This window comes from Phytopseudomonas flavescens, assembly GCF_900100535.1.
Taxonomy (GTDB): Bacteria; Pseudomonadota; Gammaproteobacteria; order Pseudomonadales; family Pseudomonadaceae; genus Aquipseudomonas; species Aquipseudomonas flavescens.
Window position 1 is genome coordinate 16,619 of the sequence record NZ_FNDG01000030.1, and the last position, 20,260, is coordinate 36,878.

General features: G+C 64.2%; 21 protein-coding genes and 1 CRISPR repeat array. Of the genes, 14 read left to right on the top strand and 7 right to left on the bottom strand.

The window, feature by feature from the left end; translation table 11 throughout:
* Positions 1-2: 2 nt before the first annotated feature.
* The 4 genes from BLR94_RS25295 to pilG form a co-directional block, all read right to left on the bottom strand.
* On the bottom strand, positions 3-2,051 hold the full coding sequence (locus tag BLR94_RS25295) for a methyl-accepting chemotaxis protein (protein WP_084308707.1): 2,049 nt from the start codon (positions 2,049-2,051) through the stop codon (positions 3-5).
* An 85-nt stretch (positions 2,052-2,136) separates the two neighbouring features.
* Positions 2,137-2,673, bottom strand: coding sequence for a chemotaxis protein CheW (locus BLR94_RS25300; RefSeq protein WP_084308706.1), 537 nt, complete (start codon positions 2,671-2,673; stop codon positions 2,137-2,139).
* A gap of 42 nt (positions 2,674-2,715) precedes the next feature.
* Positions 2,716-3,081: a twitching motility response regulator PilH gene (pilH, locus tag BLR94_RS25305; RefSeq protein WP_084308705.1), complete on the bottom strand. Its 366-nt coding sequence runs from the start codon at positions 3,079-3,081 to the stop codon at positions 2,716-2,718.
* Between the two features lie 49 nt (positions 3,082-3,130).
* On the bottom strand, positions 3,131-3,538 hold the full coding sequence (gene pilG, locus BLR94_RS25310) for a twitching motility response regulator PilG (RefSeq protein ID WP_084308704.1): 408 nt from the start codon (positions 3,536-3,538) through the stop codon (positions 3,131-3,133).
* Positions 3,539-3,767: 229 nt separating this feature from the next.
* On the opposite strand from pilG, the gene gshB reads away from it, so the two are divergent.
* From gshB to BLR94_RS25345, 7 genes are all read left to right on the top strand, one after another.
* On the top strand, positions 3,768-4,730 hold the full coding sequence (gene gshB, locus BLR94_RS25315; RefSeq protein WP_084308703.1) for a glutathione synthase: 963 nt from the start codon (positions 3,768-3,770) through the stop codon (positions 4,728-4,730).
* Between the two features lie 162 nt (positions 4,731-4,892).
* Positions 4,893-5,789 (top strand): energy transducer TonB, encoded by an 897-nt coding sequence (locus tag BLR94_RS25320; RefSeq protein WP_084308702.1) that lies wholly within the window; start codon positions 4,893-4,895, stop codon positions 5,787-5,789.
* A gap of 78 nt (positions 5,790-5,867) precedes the next feature.
* On the top strand, positions 5,868-6,434 hold the full coding sequence (locus tag BLR94_RS25325) for a YqgE/AlgH family protein (RefSeq protein ID WP_084308701.1): 567 nt from the start codon (positions 5,868-5,870) through the stop codon (positions 6,432-6,434).
* Complete coding sequence (gene ruvX / locus BLR94_RS25330; RefSeq protein ID WP_084308700.1) at positions 6,434-6,877, top strand: Holliday junction resolvase RuvX; 444 nt, start codon at positions 6,434-6,436, stop codon at positions 6,875-6,877. Before BLR94_RS25325 ends, ruvX begins: the two co-directional genes overlap by 1 nt.
* Before the next feature lie 27 nt (positions 6,878-6,904).
* Entirely contained in the window at positions 6,905-7,426 is a 522-nt protein-coding gene (pyrR, locus tag BLR94_RS25335) for a bifunctional pyr operon transcriptional regulator/uracil phosphoribosyltransferase PyrR (protein WP_084308699.1), read from the top strand.
* On the top strand, positions 7,423-8,427 hold the full coding sequence (locus BLR94_RS25340; RefSeq protein WP_084308698.1) for an aspartate carbamoyltransferase catalytic subunit: 1,005 nt from the start codon (positions 7,423-7,425) through the stop codon (positions 8,425-8,427). Before pyrR ends, BLR94_RS25340 begins: the two co-directional genes overlap by 4 nt.
* Positions 8,427-9,698, top strand: a complete 1,272-nt coding sequence (locus BLR94_RS25345; RefSeq protein WP_084308697.1) for a dihydroorotase — start codon at positions 8,427-8,429, stop codon at positions 9,696-9,698. Before BLR94_RS25340 ends, BLR94_RS25345 begins: the two co-directional genes overlap by 1 nt.
* 189 nt (positions 9,699-9,887) lie before the next feature.
* Here BLR94_RS25345 and BLR94_RS25350 read toward each other — a convergent pair whose 3' ends face one another.
* Positions 9,888-10,286 (bottom strand): NINE protein, encoded by a 399-nt coding sequence (locus tag BLR94_RS25350; RefSeq protein WP_084308696.1) that lies wholly within the window; start codon positions 10,284-10,286, stop codon positions 9,888-9,890.
* A 136-nt stretch (positions 10,287-10,422) separates the two neighbouring features.
* Between BLR94_RS25350 and BLR94_RS25355 the strand changes: the two genes are divergently transcribed.
* Positions 10,423-11,634 carry a putative DNA modification/repair radical SAM protein gene (locus BLR94_RS25355; RefSeq protein WP_084308695.1) on the top strand — a complete coding sequence of 404 codons (1,212 nt, stop codon included), beginning with the start codon at positions 10,423-10,425 and terminating at the stop codon, positions 11,632-11,634.
* Positions 11,634-12,491 carry a TIGR03915 family putative DNA repair protein gene (locus tag BLR94_RS25360; RefSeq protein WP_084308694.1) on the top strand — a complete coding sequence of 286 codons (858 nt, stop codon included), beginning with the start codon at positions 11,634-11,636 and terminating at the stop codon, positions 12,489-12,491. The genes BLR94_RS25355 and BLR94_RS25360 overlap by 1 nt, the downstream gene beginning before the upstream one ends.
* A 216-nt stretch (positions 12,492-12,707) precedes the next feature.
* Positions 12,708-13,035: direct repeats of the CRISPR family, unit length 28 nt; unit sequence CTTCACTGCCGTGTAGGCAGCTCAGAAA.
* A gap of 77 nt (positions 13,036-13,112) precedes the next feature.
* On the opposite strand, the gene BLR94_RS25365 is transcribed toward BLR94_RS25360, so the two are convergent.
* Both BLR94_RS25365 and BLR94_RS25370 read right to left on the bottom strand, forming a co-directional pair.
* The gene (locus tag BLR94_RS25365; RefSeq protein ID WP_084308693.1) at positions 13,113-14,258 is read right to left on the bottom strand and encodes a PilT/PilU family type 4a pilus ATPase; all 1,146 of its coding nucleotides are present in this window, start codon (positions 14,256-14,258) and stop codon (positions 13,113-13,115) included.
* A 291-nt stretch (positions 14,259-14,549) separates the two neighbouring features.
* Positions 14,550-15,584 (bottom strand): type IV pilus twitching motility protein PilT, encoded by a 1,035-nt coding sequence (locus BLR94_RS25370; RefSeq protein WP_084308692.1) that lies wholly within the window; start codon positions 15,582-15,584, stop codon positions 14,550-14,552.
* A gap of 135 nt (positions 15,585-15,719) precedes the next feature.
* Between BLR94_RS25370 and BLR94_RS25375 the strand changes: the two genes are divergently transcribed.
* The 5 genes from BLR94_RS25375 to BLR94_RS25395 all read left to right on the top strand — a co-directional run bounded on the left by BLR94_RS25375 (position 15,720) and on the right by BLR94_RS25395 (position 20,257).
* Positions 15,720-16,406 (top strand): YggS family pyridoxal phosphate-dependent enzyme, encoded by a 687-nt coding sequence (locus BLR94_RS25375; protein WP_084308691.1) that lies wholly within the window; start codon positions 15,720-15,722, stop codon positions 16,404-16,406.
* A 37-nt stretch (positions 16,407-16,443) separates the two neighbouring features.
* A complete protein-coding gene (gene proC / locus BLR94_RS25380) occupies positions 16,444-17,262 on the top strand; it encodes a pyrroline-5-carboxylate reductase (RefSeq protein WP_084308690.1) in 819 nt (272 codons plus the stop codon).
* A gap of 11 nt (positions 17,263-17,273) precedes the next feature.
* Positions 17,274-17,864, top strand: a complete 591-nt coding sequence (locus BLR94_RS25385; RefSeq protein ID WP_084308689.1) for a YggT family protein — start codon at positions 17,274-17,276, stop codon at positions 17,862-17,864.
* A 6-nt stretch (positions 17,865-17,870) separates the two neighbouring features.
* Entirely contained in the window at positions 17,871-18,167 is a 297-nt protein-coding gene (locus BLR94_RS25390) for a DUF167 family protein (RefSeq protein WP_084308688.1), read from the top strand.
* A gap of 107 nt (positions 18,168-18,274) precedes the next feature.
* Entirely contained in the window at positions 18,275-20,257 is a 1,983-nt protein-coding gene (locus BLR94_RS25395; protein WP_084308687.1) for a dynamin-like GTPase family protein, read from the top strand.
* Positions 20,258-20,260: the final 3 nt, after the last annotated feature.

A 20,260-nucleotide genomic window follows, 5' to 3' on the forward strand; every position in this document is an offset into this window, starting at 1 on the left:
GATCAGGCCTGCTCGCCGTCTTGTGGCAGGGTAAAACCGGATACCGAATGGCGCATTTCACTGGCCATCTTGGCCAGATTGCCAATGCTCTTGGCGGTGGCCGTGGTACCGGACGACGTCTGCGAGGTGATCTCCTGGATGACGTTCATGGTGTTGGAGATGTGGCCGGCGGACGAAGCCTGCTGACGCGCCGCATTGGAAATATTCTGGATGAGCGCCGCGAGGGTCTTGGATACCTTTTCGATCTCTTCCAGTGCCACCCCGGCATCCTGGGCCAGCCGGGCGCCCCGTACCACTTCGGAAGTGGTCTGTTCCATGGAGATAACGGCTTCGTTGGTGTCGGTCTGGATGGTCTTCACCAGCGCCTCGATCTGCTTGGTCGCGCCGGATGAACGCTCCGCGAGACGCTGTACCTCGTCCGCGACCACCGCGAAGCCCCGGCCTGCGTCACCGGCCATGGAGGCCTGGATCGCGGCATTCAGGGCGAGGATGTTGGTCTGGTCGGCGATGTCGTTGATCAGGCTTACGATGTCACCGATCTCCTGGGACGACTCACCGAGGCGTTTGATCCGCTTGGAGGTGTCCTGGATCTGCTCACGGATGTTGTCCATGCCGGTGATGGTGTTGTGTACGACTTCGTTGCCCTTGTTGGCGATGGCCACGGAACGTTCCGCTACCGCGGAGGACTCCGAGGCGTTCGCCGATACCTGGTCGATCGACACGGCCATCTCGTTGATCGCCGCGGAGGCACCAGCGATTTCCTGGGCCTGGTGTTCGGAGGCCTCGGCCAGGTGCATGGCCGTGGCCTGGGTTTCCTGGGCGGCACCCGCTACTTGAACGGCGGTCAGGTTGATCGTGGTGACCAGGTCACGCAGTTGGTCGATGGAATAGTTGATGGAGTCGGCGATGGCGCCGGTGAAGTCCTCGGTAACCGTCGCCGCCACGGTCAGGTCACCGTCGGCGAGGTCGGCGATCTCATCGAGCAGACGCAGAATCGCGGTCTGGTTGCGCTCATTCTTCTCGGCGGTTTCGGCGAGACGGCGATTGGCCTCGCGTACCATCACCAGGCCGATGATCACGATCGAGCCCAGCGCCAGGACACCCAGCAGGTAACCGGCGAAGGTGTTCAGCGAGCGGCCGTCGGCCAGGCCCTCGAAACCTTCGGACAGCGTCGAGACCTTGTCCAGCAGCGTCTGCGACAGGGTAAAGAGGGTGTTGGCGGACTCACGAACCTGGAACAGTTCCGGCGAGGTTTCGAGGATCTCGTCCACCGAGCCGGACACGAACTCGAACAGTTCGGAAATTTCCCCCAGGCGCTCGAGGGCCTGCGGGTCGGTCACCTTGGCGATTTCCATCGCCGCGTTGCCTTCCTGCATGGCGCCCAGCACACGGCCGAACAGGCTGGCGTCACGGCCGAACATGTCGGCGGCCTGGACGGAATCCTGATCACCGGCCAGCACCTTGTTGACCGAGCCGAGAATCCGTTCGGCCAGCAGCGACTGACGCTGGGCGACCGACACCTGGGCGGCCGGCGCGCCGCTTTCCAGCAGGATGTCGACCACTTCCTCGTACTCGACCTGCAACTGCGGAATGGTTTCCGCCAGCGTGCTGGCGACCTGGTGCAGCGACAGAACGGTCTGCTCGCTGGCCAGGATGGCGTCGGCGTTCTGCCGCAGGCCGTCCCAGTCCTGCTGCACGGCGGCCATCTGTTCCTGCACAGCGGCCGGCGCAGCAGGCAGGCCGCTCTGCGCGTTGCCATCGGTGAGGTAGGCCCAACGCTCCTGGAAGTCGTTACGCGCGTCACGCAGCAGGGCGAAGGCGGCGGGCGTACCCGCTGCCGCCTCGGTGGCATCCTTGGAGATGCGCTGGGACAGCACGCGCAGTTCGCCGGCGTGGCCGATGTACTCGGTATCGTAGTTACTCTGCGTATTCACGTACGCGAAGTTGGCGAACAGCATCACGATCGAGACGATCAGAATGACGAACAACCCCGCCACGAGCGCACCGATACGCGTCCCCACCAGCACATTGTTTGAGACTACTTTTTTCATTACTCGGCCCCCGCCTGGACCCTACCGCACTTCGAATTCCATATAACGTCAGAAGGCTGGCCAAACCGCCTCCACCGAAAAGCTCTCAAAACGCCACGTCGATGAACCCTGGAGCCTGGGCCAGCGCGTGTGGGCTGAACACCAACCAGGTCTGCTCGCGCTGGAACACGCCATGGATGAACGGCTTGATGGATGCCTCGAGCGGTGGTAACCGCTCGGAAAAGGTATCCACCGCGAAATGCTGCATGCCGAACACCTCATCGACCGTGAGGCCGGCGAAGACGTCCTGGTGATCGACCACCAGCACCCGCCGTTGCTTGCGCAGCGGCGACAGTTCAGTGCCGAAGAAACCGCACAGATCCATCACCGGCAGCAACCGCCCGCGCACATTGGCCACCCCCCTGACCCAGCTCTTCACACCAGGCAACAAGGTGTGGCGTGGTTCGTGCAGCACCTCACCGACCTCTCCCATCGGTGCGACGAACAGCCGTTCGCCCATGCGAAAACCAATGCCGCTCCAGGTCTGTACCGCCACCTGCTGTGACGGCAGGCCGGCCGCCACCGCGCGGCAGCGTTGCTCGATGCCGAGAAGAATCTGAAAAGGAGTGAGTGTCTCTGACATGCCTGCCGCGACCTTCTTCTTGTAACCGTGGCCAGTCCGGCGTCAGCCCGCCAGTACTGCGTTCAGGGTTTTCAGCAGGGTGGCTTCATCCACCGGCTTGGTCAGGTAATCCCTGGCCCCCTGGCGCTTGCCCCAGACCTTGTCGGTCTCCTGATCCTTGGTGGTGACGATGATCACCGGGATGTGACTGGTCTCGGCATCCTTGGTCAACTGCCGGGTTGCCTGGAAACCATTGAGGCCAGGCATGACGATGTCCATCAGCACCAGGTCGGGTTTTTCCTGACGGGCCAGCGCGACACCGTCGGCACCGTTTTCAGCCTTGAGCACCTGATGCCCGTGTTTCTCCAACATGGCGGTCAGCTTGTACATTTCGGTCGGCGAGTCATCAACAATCAGAATTCGGGCCATGATGTTTTCCAGTACATGAAGAGAAGGCGTCTGTGGCGTCGGCTGGACGTCAGGATGCGTGTTCGACCGGAGAGAACTCCGGGACGTGGGCCTTGATCGCGCCGAGCAGCTCTTCCTTGCTGAAGGGTTTGGTCAGATATTGATCAGAACCGACTATACGTCCCTTGGCCTTGTCGAACAGGCCATCCTTGGAAGACAGCATGATAACTGGCGTGGATTTGAAGGCGCTGTTGTTCTTGATCAGGGCACAGGTCTGATAGCCATCCAGACGCGGCATCATGATGTCGACGAAAATGATGCTCGGATGGGTGTCGGCGATCTTCGCCAGGGCATCGAAGCCATCCACCGCGGTGATCACCTCGCAACCCACCTTTTTCAGCAGGGTTTCCGCTGTACGACGAATCGTCTTCGAATCGTCGATCACCATCACCCTCAAGCCTTCGGAATGCTGTTCCATGTCTGCCCTGCCACCACGTCGGTGAGTCGTTTATTACGTCATTTCCAGTGTGCCGGAGGCCCTGAAACCAATGGGCACGGCCCATCGCTGGGCCTTTTTAGCACACTCTCCCCATGCAAGCCATCGGCCCGGTTTCCCTTGACCACCGGCCCTGTCAGCGCCACCCTTGGCGCCCTACCCTGCTACCTACGCGGCTGATTTCCCCACCGCCCTTCACGGAGATATTCCCATGAGCGTTCGGCTCGGCATCGTCATGGATCCCATCGCGCAGATCGCCTACAAGAAGGACAGCTCGCTGGCCATGCTGCTGGCCGCCCAGGCCCGTGGCTGGAGCCTCTTCTATATGGAGCAGAAGGATCTCCACCAGGCCGCCGGCATCGCCCGGGGTCGCACCCGCGCCCTTCAGGTATTCGCCGACCCGCAACGCTGGTTCGAACTGGGCGAGGAAGAGGATCTGCCGCTGGCCGAACTGGATGTGATCCTGATGCGCAAGGATCCACCCTTTGATAACGAATTCGTCTATTCAACCTACCTGCTCGAGCAGGCCGAGGAAGCCGGCACCCTGGTGGTCAACCGACCGCAAAGCCTGCGCGACTGCAACGAGAAATTCTTCGCCACTCGTTTTCCAGCCTTCACACCGGAAACGATCGTCAGCCGAAGATCCGACATTCTGCGTGATTTCGCGCAGCAGCACCGTGACATCATTCTCAAACCCCTCGATGGCATGGGGGGCTCGATGATCTTCCGTCACCGCGAAGGCGACCCGAACCTGTCGGTGATTCTCGAAGCCCTGACCGCCCATGGTAGCCAGCAGATCATGGCGCAGCGCTACCTGCCGGCCATCGTCGATGGCGACAAGCGGATTCTGATGATAGACGGCGAACCGGTACCCTACTGCCTGGCGCGCATTCCCGCCAGCGGCGAAACCCGTGGCAACCTGGCTGCAGGCGGCCGTGGCGAAGCACGCCCGCTGACCGATCGGGATCGCGAGATCGCCGCGGCAGTCGGCCCCAGCCTGCGCGAACGCGGCCTGCTGTTCGTCGGCCTGGACGTGATCGGCGACCGCCTTACCGAGATCAACGTCACCAGCCCGACCTGCATTCGCGAGATCGATGCGGCCTTCGATACGCGCATCGGCGAACGCCTGATGGACAAGATCGCCGAAAAGCTCGATGCGCGGAGTGCTTCATAGACTTTTTTCGGACGCCTCGGCAGACTGCGCGGCAATCCAGGGGCGCTACCCACTCGCGTAGGGCCCTGCGGTTCGCGCCGAACCGCCGGCGGCCCGCCAGGGCTGGCAACGGCTCGGCACCACCGAGCCGAACCGTTAACAGACCCTGACGACCGAATAGCGATGAGCGCAGCAGCCAGCCCACCCGATGTCACTGCCTCCGGCGTTCGCCCGGCGGATCGCCTGGGGTTCACCCTGTTTGTCGCCGCAGTGCTGCACGCTGCACTGATCCTTGGCGTGGGCTTCACCTTCGTCGAACCTGGCCAGGTCAGCAAAACCCTGGAAATCACCTTGTCCACCTTCAAGAACGAGGAAAAGCCCAAAGAGGCTGACTTCCTCGCCCAGGACAACCAGCAGGGCAGCGGCACCCTGGAGAAGAAAGCAGCGCCGACCACTACGGAACAGGCGCCCTTTCAGGACACCGAAGTGCGCAAGGTGACGCCGGCGGCTGCCCCACCGCCGCCCGCGGTAAAACCGGAGGCGCCCAAGGCGGTCGTCACCAGCAAGGCGCCGCAGGCTCAGAAAGCGCCCGCCAAGCGCGAAGAAACCAAACCTACGCCCCCAGCCCCTACCGCCCCGGCATTCGATAGCGCACAGCTGTCTGCGGAAATCGCCAGCCTGGAAGCCGAGCTGGCCAACGAGGTGCAGCAGTACGCCAAACGGCCGAAGATTCATCGCCTCAACGCCGCCTCGACCATGCGCGACAAGGGTGCCTGGTACAAGGACGAATGGCGCAAGAAGGTCGAGCGCGTCGGCAATCTCAACTACCCGGACGATGCGCGACGCCGGCAGATCTACGGCAGCCTGAGGCTGCTGGTGTCGATCAACCGCGACGGCAGCCTGTATGAAGTGCTGGTGCTGGAGTCGTCTGGCGAGCAGGTTCTCGACCAGGCCGCCATGCGTATCGTGCGCCTGGCCGCACCCTACGCGCCCTTCGCGGGCGACCTGGCGGACATCGACCGCCTGGAGATCATCCGTACCTGGCGCTTCGAACGCGGCGACCGCCTGTCGAGCAACTGAACAGCAACGGCCAGCGTGCAGCGCTGATGGCTTTTCTTGCAGCTTGAAGCTTGCAGCCTGCGGCTTCACACTAGGCCGATGAACAGCGACCCGACCTGCCTCAAGCACCACTTTCTGATTGCCATGCCGCACATGGCCGATCCGAATTTCGCGCAAACCGTCGTCTATCTGATCGAGCACAGCGACCAGGGCGCCATGGGGCTGGTGATCAACCGCCCCAACGGCCTGAACCTGGCCGATGTGCTCGAACAGTTGCGGCCCGACAGCGAACCCTCGGTGCTCTGCCAGAGCCTGCCGATCTTCAATGGCGGCCCGGTACAGACCGATCGCGGCTTCGTGCTGCACCCCAGCGGCACCCAGTTCCAGGCGACCCTCGAGCTGGGCGAGCTGGGCCTGTCGACATCCCAGGACGTGCTGTTCGCCATCTCCCAGGGCGAAGGCCCGGTACGGCACCTGATCGCCCTCGGCTATGCCGGCTGGGGAGCCGGGCAATTGGAAGAGGAACTGGCCGACAACGCCTGGCTGAGCTGCCCGGCCAGCCAGGCGATCCTCTTCGAAACGCCCTACGACAAACGCCTGGGCGCCGCCGCCGCGCTGCTCGGTGTCGACCTCAACCTGCTCACGGCCCAGGCTGGGCACGCCTGATGGCCGAGGCGAGCAGCAAGACGCTGCGCCTGCTGCTCGGCTTCGATTACGGCACCAAGCAGATCGGCGTCGCCGTGGGCCAGCCGATCACCGGATCGGCCCGCGAGCTGTGCATACTCAAGGCACAGAATGGCGTGCCGGACTGGCACAAGGTCGAAGCGCTGATCCGCGAGTGGCAACCTGACGCGCTGGTCGTCGGCCTGCCGCTGAACATGGACGGCACGCCCAGCGACATGAGCGAACGCGCGGAGAAGTTCGCCCGCCGCCTGCACGGTCGCTTCAACCTGCCGGTGTTCACCCACGATGAACGCCTGACCACTTACGCCGCCAAGGGTGAGCGCCTGCAGCAGGGCCAGACCGCCGGTTATCGCCAGCGTCCGGTCGACGCCCTGGCCGCGGCCCTGCTGTTGCAGGGCTGGCTGGAAGAGAACCGTCCGGGCTGAACGAGCCACGACCACAAGGAGCTTTCGATGAGTCTACCCAACCCCGCCGAACTGCTGCCGCAGATGGCGTCCTCGCTGATCAGCCACCTGAACCGGCGGCAGATCGCCACGCCGCGCTTCATCGGCATCCGCACCGGCGGCGTATGGGTCGCCCAGGCGCTGCTGGAGCAACTGGGTCGCGACGAGCCGCTGGGCATCCTCGATGTGTCCTTCTACCGCGACGACTTCAGCCAGAACGGCCTGCACCCCCAAGTACAGCCCTCCGAGCTGCCGTTCGAGATCGAAGGCCAGCACCTGGTGCTGATCGACGACGTACTGATGAGTGGACGTACCATCCGCGCCGCCCTCAACGAGCTGTTCGACTATGGCCGCCCGGCCAGCGTGACCCTGGTCAGCCTGCTCGACCTGGATGCTCGCGAATTGCCGATCCGCCCGGACGTGGTCGGCGCCACCCTGTCGCTGGCCGCCGAGCAACGGGTAAAATTGTCCGGCCCCGCGCCCTTCACCCTCGAACTCCAGACGCTTTCCGCCCAAGGCCGTCCGCAATGACCCCGATCGATGCCAAGCGCCCGCTGCAACTGAACGACCAAGGCCAGTTGCGCCACTTCCTGTCCCTCGATGGCCTGCCCCGCGAGCTGCTCACGGAAATCCTCGACACGGCCGACTCGTTCCTCGAAGTGGGCGCCCGGGCGGTGAAGAAAGTCCCGCTGCTGCGTGGCAAGACCGTGTGCAACGTGTTCTTCGAGAACTCCACGCGTACCCGCACCACCTTCGAACTGGCCGCCCAGCGCCTGTCGGCCGACGTGATCAGCCTCAACGTGTCAACCAGCTCGACCAGCAAGGGCGAGACGCTGTTCGACACCTTGCGCAACCTGGAAGCCATGGCCGCCGACATCTTCGTGGTGCGCCACGCCGACTCCGGTGCCGCACACTTCATCGCCGAGCACGTGTGCCCCAACCTGGCGATCATCAACGGCGGCGACGGCCGCCATGCGCACCCCACCCAGGGCATGCTCGACATGCTGACCATCCGCCGCCACAAGGGCAGCGTCGAGCATCTCTCGGTGGCCATCGTCGGCGACATCCTGCATTCGCGGGTGGCGCGCTCCAACATGCTGGCGCTGAAGACCCTCGGCTGCCCGGACATCCGCGTGATCGCGCCGAAAACCCTGCTGCCCGTGGGCATCGAGCAATACGGCGTGACGGTCTACAGCGACATGAGCGAGGGCCTCAAGGACGTCGACGTGGTGATCATGCTGCGCCTGCAGCGCGAACGCATGACGGGCGGCCTGCTGCCCAGCGAAGGTGAGTTCTACCGCCTGTTCGGCCTGACCGAGCAACGCCTCGGGCTGGCCAGGCCGGATGCCTTGGTCATGCACCCGGGGCCAATCAACCGCGGCGTGGAGATCGAATCGGCGGTCGCCGACGGCCCGCAGTCGGTGATCCTCAATCAGGTCACCTACGGCATCGCCATCCGCATGGCCGTGCTGTCCATGGCCATGAGCGGCCAGGCCGCGCAACGACAACTCAACTCCGAGGAGCACAACTGATGCGTACCCGTATCCTCGGCGCCCGTGTCATCGACCCGAGCAGCGGCCTCGACCAACTCGCCGACCTCTATGTAGAAGGCGGCAAGTTGAGCGCCATCGGCCAGGCACCGGCCGGCTTCGAAGCCGACCAGACGCTGGATGCCCAGGGCCTGATCGCCGCGCCGGGCCTGGTCGACCTCTCCGTCGCCCTGCGCGAGCCCGGCTACAGCCGCAAAGGCAGCATCGCCAGCGAAACCCTGGCGGCCGCTGCCGGCGGCGTCACCAGCTTGTGCTGCCCACCGATCACCAAGCCAGTGCTGGATACCTCGGCGGTTGCCGAGCTGATTCTCGACCGCGCCCGTGAAGCCGGCCACACCAAGGTGTTCCCCATCGGCGCCCTGAGCAAGGGCCTCGATGGCGAGCAGCTCGCCGAGCTGGTCGCCCTGCGCGATGCCGGCTGCGTGGCGTTCGGCAACGGTCTCAACAACTTCCGTAACGCCCGCACCCTGCGTCGCGCGCTGGAGTACGCGGCGACCTTCGACCTCACGGTGGTCATCCACTCCCAGGACCATGACCTCGCCGAAGGCGGTCTGGCCCATGAGGGCGCCACGGCCAGCTTCCTCGGCCTGTCGGGGATTCCGGAAACCGCCGAAACGGTGGCCCTGGCTCGCGACCTGCTGCTGGTCGAGCAGAGCGGCGTACGCGCCCACTTCAGCCAGCTCACCAGCGCCCGAGGCGCCCAATTGATCGCCGACGCCCAGGCACGTGGCTTGCCGGTCACGGCCGACGTGGCCCTTTATCAGTTGATCCTCACCGATGAAGCGCTGATCGACTTCTCCAGCCTCTACCACGTGCAACCGCCGCTACGCACCCGCGCCGACCGCGACGGCCTGCGGGAAGCAGTGAAGAGTGGGGTGATCGGCGCCATCTCCAGCCATCACCAGCCCCATGAGCGCGACGCCAAGCTGGCGCCCTTCGGCGAGACCGAACCCGGCATGAGCGGCGTTCAGTTGCTGCTGCCGCTGGCCATGACCCTGGTGCAGGATGGCCTGCTCGATCTGCCCACCCTGCTCGCCCGCCTGAGCAGTGGTCCGGCCGAGGCCCTGCGCCTGCCGGCTGGCAAACTGCAGGTCGGTGGTGCCGCGGATATCCTGCTGTTCGATCCCCAGGCCTCCACCGTGGCCGGCGAGAACTGGCACTCAAAGGGCCGCAACAGCCCCTTCCTCGGCCACTGCCTGCCCGGCCAGGTGCGCTATACGCTGGTGGATGGGCATATCAGCTACCAGGGCTGAGCACCCGCCGGGGATAACACCGCACGACAGCAGCAAGGCGAAAGCGAGCATTTGTAGGGTGGACCGGGGCGCGTAGCCGACGCTTCACCTACGCGGCCCGCCCCGTCCACCGCTCTGCGATTCGCGATGGTGGATGAAAAGAGCGTCATCCACCCTACGGCCGCTATCGCCTTGCAGCGCCCTCCCGATCTAGCCCTCGCGCGCATTCTTGATCGATACCTGGGTGTTCAGCGTCCAGAAGTCGTACAGCACGCCGACCAGAAACAGCCCGCCGGTAAACAGATAGAGGATGCCGGTGATCCATTTGCCCTGGTACATGCGGTGCACGCCGAAGACGCCGAGGAAGGTCAGCAGGATCCAGGCGATATTGAAATCGGTCTGGCCCGCAGTGAAGCGCAGGTCCGCCTCTCGATCCATGGCCGGGATCAGGAACAGGTCGATGATCCAGCCAACAAACAGCAGACCCAGGGTGAAAAACCAGATCGTGCCGGTGACCGGCTTGCCGTAATAGAAACGGTGAGCGCCGAGGAAACCGAAAATCCATAACAGATAACCCATGATTTTGCTGTGAGTGTCAGGACGCTGCATCTGTATTACCTCTCATTTATCTGTACGACCCTAGAGACGCTCGCCAGCGGTTTCGCATCACGCGCCGACGAGACGCCCTTGAGCAAACGGACCCACCACCCGATACTGTATATAAATACAGCCATCGGATCGCAGCATGCAGCTGATCGACAAGCTCACGGTACTCGCTGACGCGGCCAAATACGATGTGTCCTGCGCCAGCAGCGGTGCGCCCAAGCGCAGTTCCAGGGGCCAGAGCGGCATGGGCGCCACGGACGGCATGGGCATCTGCCACAGTTTCACTCCCGACGGGCGCTGCGTCGCCCTGCTCAAGGTGCTGCTCACCAACTTCTGCCTGTACGACTGCCAGTACTGCGTCAATCGGCGGTCCAGCGATGTGCCCCGCGCGCGCTTCACGCCGGAGGAAGTGGTCACGCTGACCCTGGATTTCTACCGGCGCAACTGCATCAGCGGGCTGTTTCTCAGCTCCGGGATCATCCGCTCGGCCGACTACACCATGGAACAACTGGTACGTGTCGCCAAACTGCTGCGCGAAGAGCACGAGTTTCGTGGCTATATCCACCTCAAGACCATTCCCGATGCGTCGCCGGAACTGATTGCCGAAGCGGGCCGCTATGCCGACCGTCTCAGCGTCAATATCGAGCTGCCTACCGAAAGCAGCCTGATCCGCCTGGCACCAGAGAAAAGCGTGGCACCGATCAAGCTGGCCATGGGCACCATTCGCAACGGTGTCGAGGAAGCGGACAGCGAAAAACGCGCCCCGGCCTTCGCGCCGGCCGGACAGAGCACGCAGATGATCGTCGGCGCCGACGCCACCGACGACAGCACCATCCTGCATACCGCCCAGTCGCTGTATGGCGACTTCCGCCTCAAGCGCGTCTACTACTCGGCGTTCAGCCCGATTCCTCAGAGCCCCAAGAGTGTGCCCTTCGAGGCACCACCCCTGCTGCGCGAGCACCGTTTGTACCAGGCGGATTTCCTGATGCGCGGCTATGGCTTCAAGGCCATCGAGCTGCTGGACGGCCCCGGCAACCTGGCCCTGGACATCGACCCCAAGCTGGCCTGGGCCCTGAACAACCGCCAGCATTTCCCCGTCGACCTGAATCGTGCCGATGTGAACATGATCGCCCGCATCCCCGGTATCGGCGTGCTCAGCGCCCAGCGCCTGGTGGCCCTGCGGCGGCAGAAGCGCATCCGCTTCGAGGACGTCGGCCGCCTGCGCTGCGCCCTGGAGAAGGCCAAGCCATTCATCGTCACTCAGGATTACCGCCCGGCCCAGGCCACCCGCGAATCCCTGTTGCTGCGCCAGCAACTGAGCGAGCCCCCCCGGCAGATGGGCCTGTGGTGATGCACCAGGTGCGTTTCGATGGCAGCTTCGCCGGCTGGCGCGAGGCGGCTCGTACCCAACTACGCCGCGGCCTGGCGCCGCACCAGTTGAGCTGGGTGCAGGACAGCCAGGAGCATCAGGACCTGTTCGGCCAGCTGGACGAGCCGCAACAGGCCGTGGCCGGCGATCGCCCGGTGCGCGTACCCCGCGCCCTGCTCGATCAGTTGGAAAGCGCTGCACGCTTTCGCTGCCCACAGCGCTGGGCACTGTTGTACCGCATTCTCTGGCGCGTCGCCGCAGGTGACCAGGCCGCCATGCTGGCTGGGGATATCGACGGCAGCGAGCTGCATGCGCGCCTCAAGGCCGTGCGCCGTGAAGCTCACCATCTGCATGCGTTTCTACGCTTCAAACCACGGGAAACAACGGCCGGGGGCCCGCAACTGGTGGCCTGGCACGAGCCGGCGCACGACGTCCTGGCCAGTGCCAGCATGCACTTCGCCGAGCGCCTGGGCCGGCAGACCTGGATGATCGCGACCCCAGAGGATGGCGTGTTCTGGGACGGCGAGAACCTGCACCACGCCACCCCCTGCCCGCCCGAATGGCAGCAACTGGCGCAGGGCACCGACGATCGCAACGAAGCGATGTGGCTGGCCTATTACGGCAGTACCTTCAACCCGGCGCGACTCAATCGCAGCGTGCTGGAAACCAACATGCCGGTGCGCTTCTGGCGCAACCTGCCGGAAGGCCCGCTGATTCCAAGGTTGATGAGCCAGGCCCGGGCAGGCGCCCAGGCCGATGGGCAGGCACAGGCTGTAGCGACCAGACCGGGGAAACGCATCACCGCCGAGGCCGACAAGGTGCTCCCTGTACGCAGGTGACGCAAGCGCATCAAGCCTTGCAAGGGCATTGGCTTTCGAGCTGCCTATACGGCAGTTAACACTGTTATCGAAAGCATCAGGTCATCTCGACATTTCTTAGCTGCCTACACGGCAGTTAACCAGATCGCCGAAGCGGCCCTGCAGCTTCTCCATTTCTTAGCTGCCTATACGGCAGCTCAGAAAAACTCGAATGGAAGCTCGGCGGCCTGGATCTGACTTCACTGCCGTGTAGGCAGCTCAGAAAGTTCGCAGCCGTGCACGCGATGTCAAGAACGCCTTCACTGCCGTGTAGGCAGCTCAGAAACAGAACACGTCGGCGCTGATGCCGGTGACGCCCTTCACTGCCGTGTAGGCAGCTCAGAAAACGTCCTGCAGGACTACCCTAGGTTGGTCTCCCTTCACTGCCGTGTAGGCAGCTCAGAAATACCAGCACCTCAGGAGCCTCGCGATGAAAGCCTTCACTGCCGTGTAGGCAGCTCAGAAATTTATCGATGACGACAGCTATGACGCCGGCGACTTCACTGCCGTGTAGGCAGCCCACAAATGGCCATCCCGGGCAGGTACCAGCCTGGCCGGCAGTTGACGGCGTGGCCTCGATGGCGTGCGGGCCGTGTGCCAGGTTCAGCGGAAGCGTCGGCCCTGGTCCTCATCGGTGACTTCCAGGGCCAATCCCTGGGACATGCTGGTCAGGTGCTCGCCATCGGTTTCCGAGCCGAGCTTGATCATCAGCCGCAGGTCGTTCGCCGAGTCGGCGTACAGCAAGGCGTCTTCGTAGGTGATCTCGCCCTGGCTGTAGAGGTTGTACAGCGCCTGGTCGAAGGTCTGCATGCCGTGTTCGGTGGAGCGTTTCATCAGCGCCTTGAGCTCGTGCACGTCGCCCTTGCGGATCAGGTCGGCCGCCAGCGGGGTGTTGATCAGCACCTCGATCACCGCACGGCGGCTCTTGCCGTCCGGCGTGGGGATCAGTTGCTGGGCGACGATGGCCTTGAGGTTCAGCGACAGATCCATCCACACCTGATTCTGCCGATCCGCCGGAAAGAAGTTGATGATCCGGTCCAGCGCCTGGTTGGCGTTGTTGGCGTGCAGGGTGGCCAGGCACAGGTGACCGGTCTCGGCGAAGGCCACGGCGTGATCCATGGTCTCGCGGGTTCGCACCTCACCGATCAGGATCACGTCTGGCGCCTGGCGCAGGGTGTTCTTCAGCGCCACCTCGAAGGACTCGGTATCGATGCCCACTTCACGCTGGGTGACGATGCAGCTCTGGTGCTGGTGGATGTACTCGATCGGGTCTTCGATGGAAATGATGTGACCGCTGCTGTTCTTGTTGCGGTAACCGATCATCGCCGCCAGCGAGGTGGACTTGCCGGTGCCGGTCGCCCCGACGAACAGCACCAGGCCACGCCGGGTCAACGCCAGTTTCTTGAGGATCTCGGGCAGTTTGAGGTCATCCAGCGTCGGGATATTGGTCTCGATACGGCGCAGCACCATGCCCGCCAGGTTGCGTTGGTAGAAGGCGCTGACACGGAAGCGGCCGATGCCACGGGCACTGATCGCGAAGTTGCATTCGTGGTGCTCGGCGAAATCCCGGCGCTGCTGCTCGTTCATCACCGCGTGTACGGTTTCACGGGTCATTTCCGGCGACAGCGGCGTCTTGGTCACCGGCATGATCTTGCCGTTGACCTTCATCGACGGCGGCACACCCGCGGTGATGAACAGATCGGAGGCGCCTTTCTCGACCATCAGGCGTAACAGTTTTTCGAATTCCATGGGTGACTACCTACATGTGCTGGAACGACGTTCAGCTACGGGCGAGTATTGGCCAGTGACCATGAACACAGGCGATCAGGGGATCGGCCGGCGTGACCAGGATGGCCCTGGAACCTGTTCATAAATGTTTGCGCGGCGCTACCGCTGCGTCGACATACCGAACCACTCGAAAAGCGGCTCGCGGCCGACGCACGCTCGGCATGACCTCTAACGAGCGAGCCAGACGAGCCTCGTGACGCCTGTGGATGAGCCCGGGCCATGCACTGCTGGGGCTCGCCGTACTTCGGGCAATCAGAAGTTTTCAGGAGTCTTGGCCTTCTCGCGGGCACTTTCACGGCTGACCAGCCCTTTGGAAATGAGCGTTTTCAGGCACGCATCCAGGGTCTGCATGCCCAGTGCGCCACCTGTCTGGATGGCCGAGTACATCTGCGCCACCTTGTCTTCGCGGATCAGGTTACGGATCGCCGGAGTGCCGATCATGATTTCATGGGCGGCCACGCGACCGCCACCGATCTTCTTCAACAGCGTCTGGGAAACCACGGCCTGCAGGGATTCGGACAGCATGGAGCGAACCATGGCCTTCTCTTCTGCCGGGAACACGTCGACTACCCGATCGACGGTCTTGGCGGCGGAGGTGGTGTGCAGGGTGCCGAATACCAGGTGACCGGTTTCCGCGGCGGTCAGCGCCAGGCGGATGGTTTCCAGGTCGCGCATCTCGCCGACCAGGATGATGTCCGGGTCTTCGCGCAGGGCCGAGCGCAGGGCTTCGGAAAAGCCGTGGGTATCACGGTGCACCTCACGCTGGTTGACCAGGCACTTCTTCGACTCGTGCACGAATTCGATCGGATCCTCGACGGTGAGGATGTGGTGGTACTTGTTGCTGTTGATGTAGTCGAGCATCGCCGCCAGGGTGGTGGATTTTCCCGACCCGGTCGGCCCGGTCACCAGCACCAGCCCACGGGGCACGTCGGAGACCTTCTTGAAGATCTCGCCCATGCCGAGGTCTTCCATGCTCAGCACCTTGGAGGGGATGGTACGGAACACCGCACCGCTGCCACGGTTCTGGTTGAAGGCATTGACCCGAAAGCGCGCCACGCCCGGCACCTCGAACGAGAAGTCGGTTTCCAGGAACTCTTCGAAATCCTTGCGCTGCCTGTCGTTCATGATGTCGTAGATGAGCGCGTGCACCTGCTTATGATCCAGGGCCGGCAGGTTGATCCGGCGCACATCGCCGTCGACCCGAATCATCGGCGGCAGGCCTGCCGAGAGATGCAGATCCGACGCGCCTTGCTTGGCGCTGAAGGCAAGCAGCTCGGTGATATCCATGGAACTCCCTAATGACGGTAGAATGCCGCGTAACTCAGGATAGGAGCCTTGGGGGATCACCATGCGGCTGCGCGAGCACGCCCTGTGGAGACCACCGTCAGGCCCGCGGAAACGCTCAGGCGGCAGGCGCAGGTAATGTCCACGATAGCAGAGAATATTGCAAAGGTCGGTGTGCGTATCCGTGAGGCGGCGCAAGCCTCGCAGCGAGATTTCACCACGGTTGGCCTGTTGGCGGTGAGCAAGACCAAGCCAGCCGACGCCATTCGCGAGGCCCATGCGGCCGGCCTGCACGATTTTGGCGAGAACTACCTGCAGGAGGCCCTCGACAAGCAGGCGCAGCTGGCCGAGCTGGCGCTGACCTGGCATTTCATCGGCCCCATCCAGTCGAACAAGACCCGCCCCATCGCCGAACACTTCGCCTGGGTGCATTCGGTGGACCGCCTGAAGATCGCCGAGCGCCTGAACGACCAGCGCCCGCCCGAGCTGCCGCCCCTGAACATCTGCCTGCAGGTCAACGTCAGTGGTGAGGACAGCAAATCCGGCTGCCAGCCCGATGAGCTCGCGGCGCTGGCACAGGCGGTTACACAACTGCCCAACCTGCGCCTGCGCGGATTGATGACAATCCCCGCGCCCACCGATGACGTGGCCGAGCAACGTGCGGCGTTCGCCCGCCTGCGCGCACTGCGGGACGCGCTGAACCTCGATCTCGACACCCTGTCCATGGGCATGAGCCACGACCTCGAAGCGGCCATCGCCGAGGGCGCGAGCTGGGTGCGTATCGGCACGGCGCTGTTCGGCGAACGCGATTACGGCAAGGTTTGAATTACCCGATCTCGACTCTTCAGATAGGAACCTCCCCATGACCACTCCCCGTATCGCCTTCATTGGCGCCGGCAACATGGCTGCCAGCCTGATCGGCGGGCTGCTCGCCCAGGGCCTGCCGGCCAGCGCCATCCGCGCCAGCGACCGTGGCGCCGAACAGCGCGAGAAGATCGCCGCCGAACACGGCATCGACGTGGTGGCCAGCAATGCCGAGGCCTGCCGTGACGCCGACGTGATCGTCCTGGCGGTCAAGCCGCAGGTCATGAAGAACGTGTGCCTTGACCTGGCGCCCCATGTGCAGGCCGGTCAGTTGATCGTCTCCATCGCCGCCGGCATCACCAGCGCCAGCCTGGAAAACTGGCTGGGCGCGCGAGCCATCGTCCGCTGCATGCCCAACACCCCGTCGCTGCTGCGCCTGGGTGCCAGCGGCCTGTACGCCAATGCGCAGGTCAGCATCGAGCAGCGCCAGCAGGCCGAGCAACTGCTCAGCGCCGTCGGCATGGCGGTGTGGCTGGAAGAGGAAAAGCTGATCGACGCCGTGACCGCCGTGTCCGGCAGCGGCCCGGCGTATTTCTTCCTGCTGATCGAGGCGATGACCGCCAGCGGTGAGAAGCTCGGCCTGCCCCGCGATGTTGCCGCCAAGCTGACCCTGCAGACCGCCCTGGGCGCCGCACAGATGGCACTGAACAGTGACGTGGATGCCGCCGAGCTGCGCCGCCGCGTGACCTCACCGGCCGGCACCACCGAAGCGGCCATCAAGACATTCCAGGCAGGCGGCTTCGAAGCGCTGGTCGAGCAGGCCGTCAGGGCCGCTGATCACCGCTCGGCCGAGCTGGCCGAACAACTGGGTCAATAAGGAGACAATCAATGATCGGTCTGAACACCGCAGCCGTTTACATCCTGCAGACCATCGGCAGCTTCTACCTGCTGATCGTGCTGCTGCGCTTCATCCTGCAGCTGGTGCGGGCGGACTTCTACAACCCGCTCAGCCAGTTCATCGTGCGCGCCACCCATCCGCTGCTCAAGCCGCTGCGTCGCATCATCCCCAGTATCGGCGGCCTCGACCTGGCCTCGCTGGTGCTGGCGTTGATCGTGCAGTTCGTGCTGATGGCGCTGACCCTGATGCTGATGGGCGTCGGCGTCGGCGATCCGCTGCTGATTCTGGTCTGGTCGATCATTGGCGTGACCGCCCTGCTGCTCAAGGTATTCTTCTTCGCCCTGATCATCAGCGTGATCCTCTCCTGGGTCGCCCAGGGCACGCACAACCCGGCCGCCCTGCTGGTCAACCAGATATGCGAGCCGCTGCTGATGCCGATCCGCCGCATCCTGCCCAACCTGGGTGGCCTGGACCTGTCGCCCATCGTGGCATTCCTGATCCTCAACCTGATCGACATGCTGGTGATCCGCAACCTGGCGGTCAGCACCGGTATGTTCAGTGGCCTGAGCCTGGCCATCTAAGCGCCCATGAGCTTCCACCGCTGGGACGGCAAGGCGCTGATCCTCGACGTTCACTTGCAGCCCAAAGCAAGCAGCGATGCGTTCGCCGGGCTGCACGGCGAGCGCCTGAAGATCCGCCTCACCGCCCCGCCCGTGGACGGCAAGGCCAACGCGCACCTGCTGGCCTTTCTGGCCGAGGCCTTTGGCGTCGCCAAGAGCCAGGTCACGCTGGAAAGCGGCCAGCAGAGCCGCCAGAAACGCGTGCGTATCCAGGCCCCCAGGCGGCTGCCAGCCGACCTCGGCCTGACCGTTCGCCCCGCCTGAGCGACCACCAGCGCCATTGCCACGGCCACGCCATTGACGCCGCCGTCGCCCTTCGCATAATGCTGACAGCCAGCATCGTCACCCGATGCCCCGTCAGGGAATCCCCCATGAGCATGGAACGCCTCAGTGAACAGGTAGATGCCTACGTAGCCTGGAAGCGCGAGCTGGTCCGCGAGATCACCCGCTACCGCAGTTGGCTGGCCCACAACCGGCTGAGCAGCGAAGGCGTCGGGGCACGCCTGGAACGGGCACTGCGCCTGCTGCGCACCGATCACATCACCCTGGCTTTCGTCGGTGAGTTCTCCCGCGGCAAGACCGAACTGATCAACAGCCTGTTCTTCTCCGAATACGGCCAGCGCCTGCTGCCCTCCCAGGCCGGGCGCACCACCATGTGCCCCACGGAGATCCTTTTCGACCCCGGCGCCGAGCGCCCGTATATCCGCCTGCTGCCGATCGAGACGCGGATCGCCGAGGCCAGCGTGGCGCAATTCAAGCGCACGCCCCGCCACTGGCTGAGCGTCCCGCTGGACACCAGCGACCCGGACAACATGGCCAAGGCCTTCGCCCAGGTCGCGGCCAGCAAGCGCATGAGCCTGGAGAAAGCCGTCGGCCTGGGCTTCCACCCGGACAACCTGGAAAGCACCGACACACCCGACCAGGTGCTGGTACCGGCCTGGCGCCACGCCATCGTCAACTTCGATCACCCGCTGCTGCGCCAGGGCCTGCGCATTCTCGACACACCAGGCCTCAACGCCCTGGGCTGCGAGCCCGAACTGACCCTGTCGATGCTGCCCAGCGCCCAGGCGGTGATCTTTCTGCTGTCCGCCGACACCGGCGTCACCGCCAGCGACCTGGACATCTGGCAGCAGCACGTCCAGCCCCTGGACGAAGGCACCCGGGGCAGCCTGTTCGCCGTGCTGAACAAGATCGACGTGCTCTGGGACGACCTGGCCGGCGAGGCAGCGGTCGCCAACGCCATCGAGCGGGTGCGCATGCAGGCGGCCCGCCACCTGGGGATCGCCAGCCAGGACATCCTGCCGCTCTCGGCCAAGCAGGCGCTGCTCGCCAAGGTCCGCAAGGAGCCGGCACTGCTCGCCCGCAGCCAGCTGGCCAGCCTGGAGTCGCTGCTCTGCGAGCGCATCGTGGCGCAGAAGGAACGCCTGCTCGAAGAACGTGTGGTGCGCCAGGTGCTGGCCATGCTCAGCAACAGCCAGCACGTGCTCGGCCTGCGCCTCGGCAAGGTCGACGAACAGCTGGGGCTGCTCGACGAACGTCGCCAGGACAACGGTCAGATGTTGCTGGAGCTGACCGCACGGACCAAGGACGAGCACAGCGTGCACCACAAGCGCCTGGTCGCCCTGAAGACCAACCAGCGCCTGCTGCGCAACCAGGGCGAGCGCCTTAAGGTTGCAGCGCACCCGGACAAGCTCGACGCCCACCTCAACCTGCTACGCCGCCAGCTCACCGGCAGTTGGACGACACTGGGCATCAATCAGGCCATCCTGCAGTTCTTCACCGCCGTCGAGGACGACCTGCACTGCCTGTCCCACGACGCTGAAATGGCCAACCGCATGGTCGACGCCATCTACCACCGACACAATGGGGAAAACCCGCTGCAGGCCGTTGATGCGCCGCGCTTCGAACTGGCCCGCTACGTCCGTGAACTGCGTCATCTGCAAAAGAAGGCCGACCGCTTCCGCCTGGGCCTCAAGACGCTACTCACCGAACAGCGCAGCCTCAGCCGACGCTTTTTCGCCACGCTGGGGCAAGAAGTCATCGGCATGCACCATCGCCTGCGTCGTGACGCCGAGCAGTGGGCCGACGAAGCCCTGATGCCGTTGCTGCAGCACACCCTCGAGCACAAGCAGTTGCTCGAAGGCCACATGCTGCGCCTCAAGGCGCTGGCACAGGACACCCAGCACGGCCGCCAACGTCGCCAGCAACTGGCGCAGTACGCCGCGGAGCTGAAACAGCAGTTGGCCCAGGCAGGCGAGATGCTGCGTGTCATGCGTCGCCCCGCGCCGATCCGGCGCCAGGGCAAGGTGGTGACGCTACCCGGCATGCCGCGCCCGCAAGGCAACCTCGACTAGGCA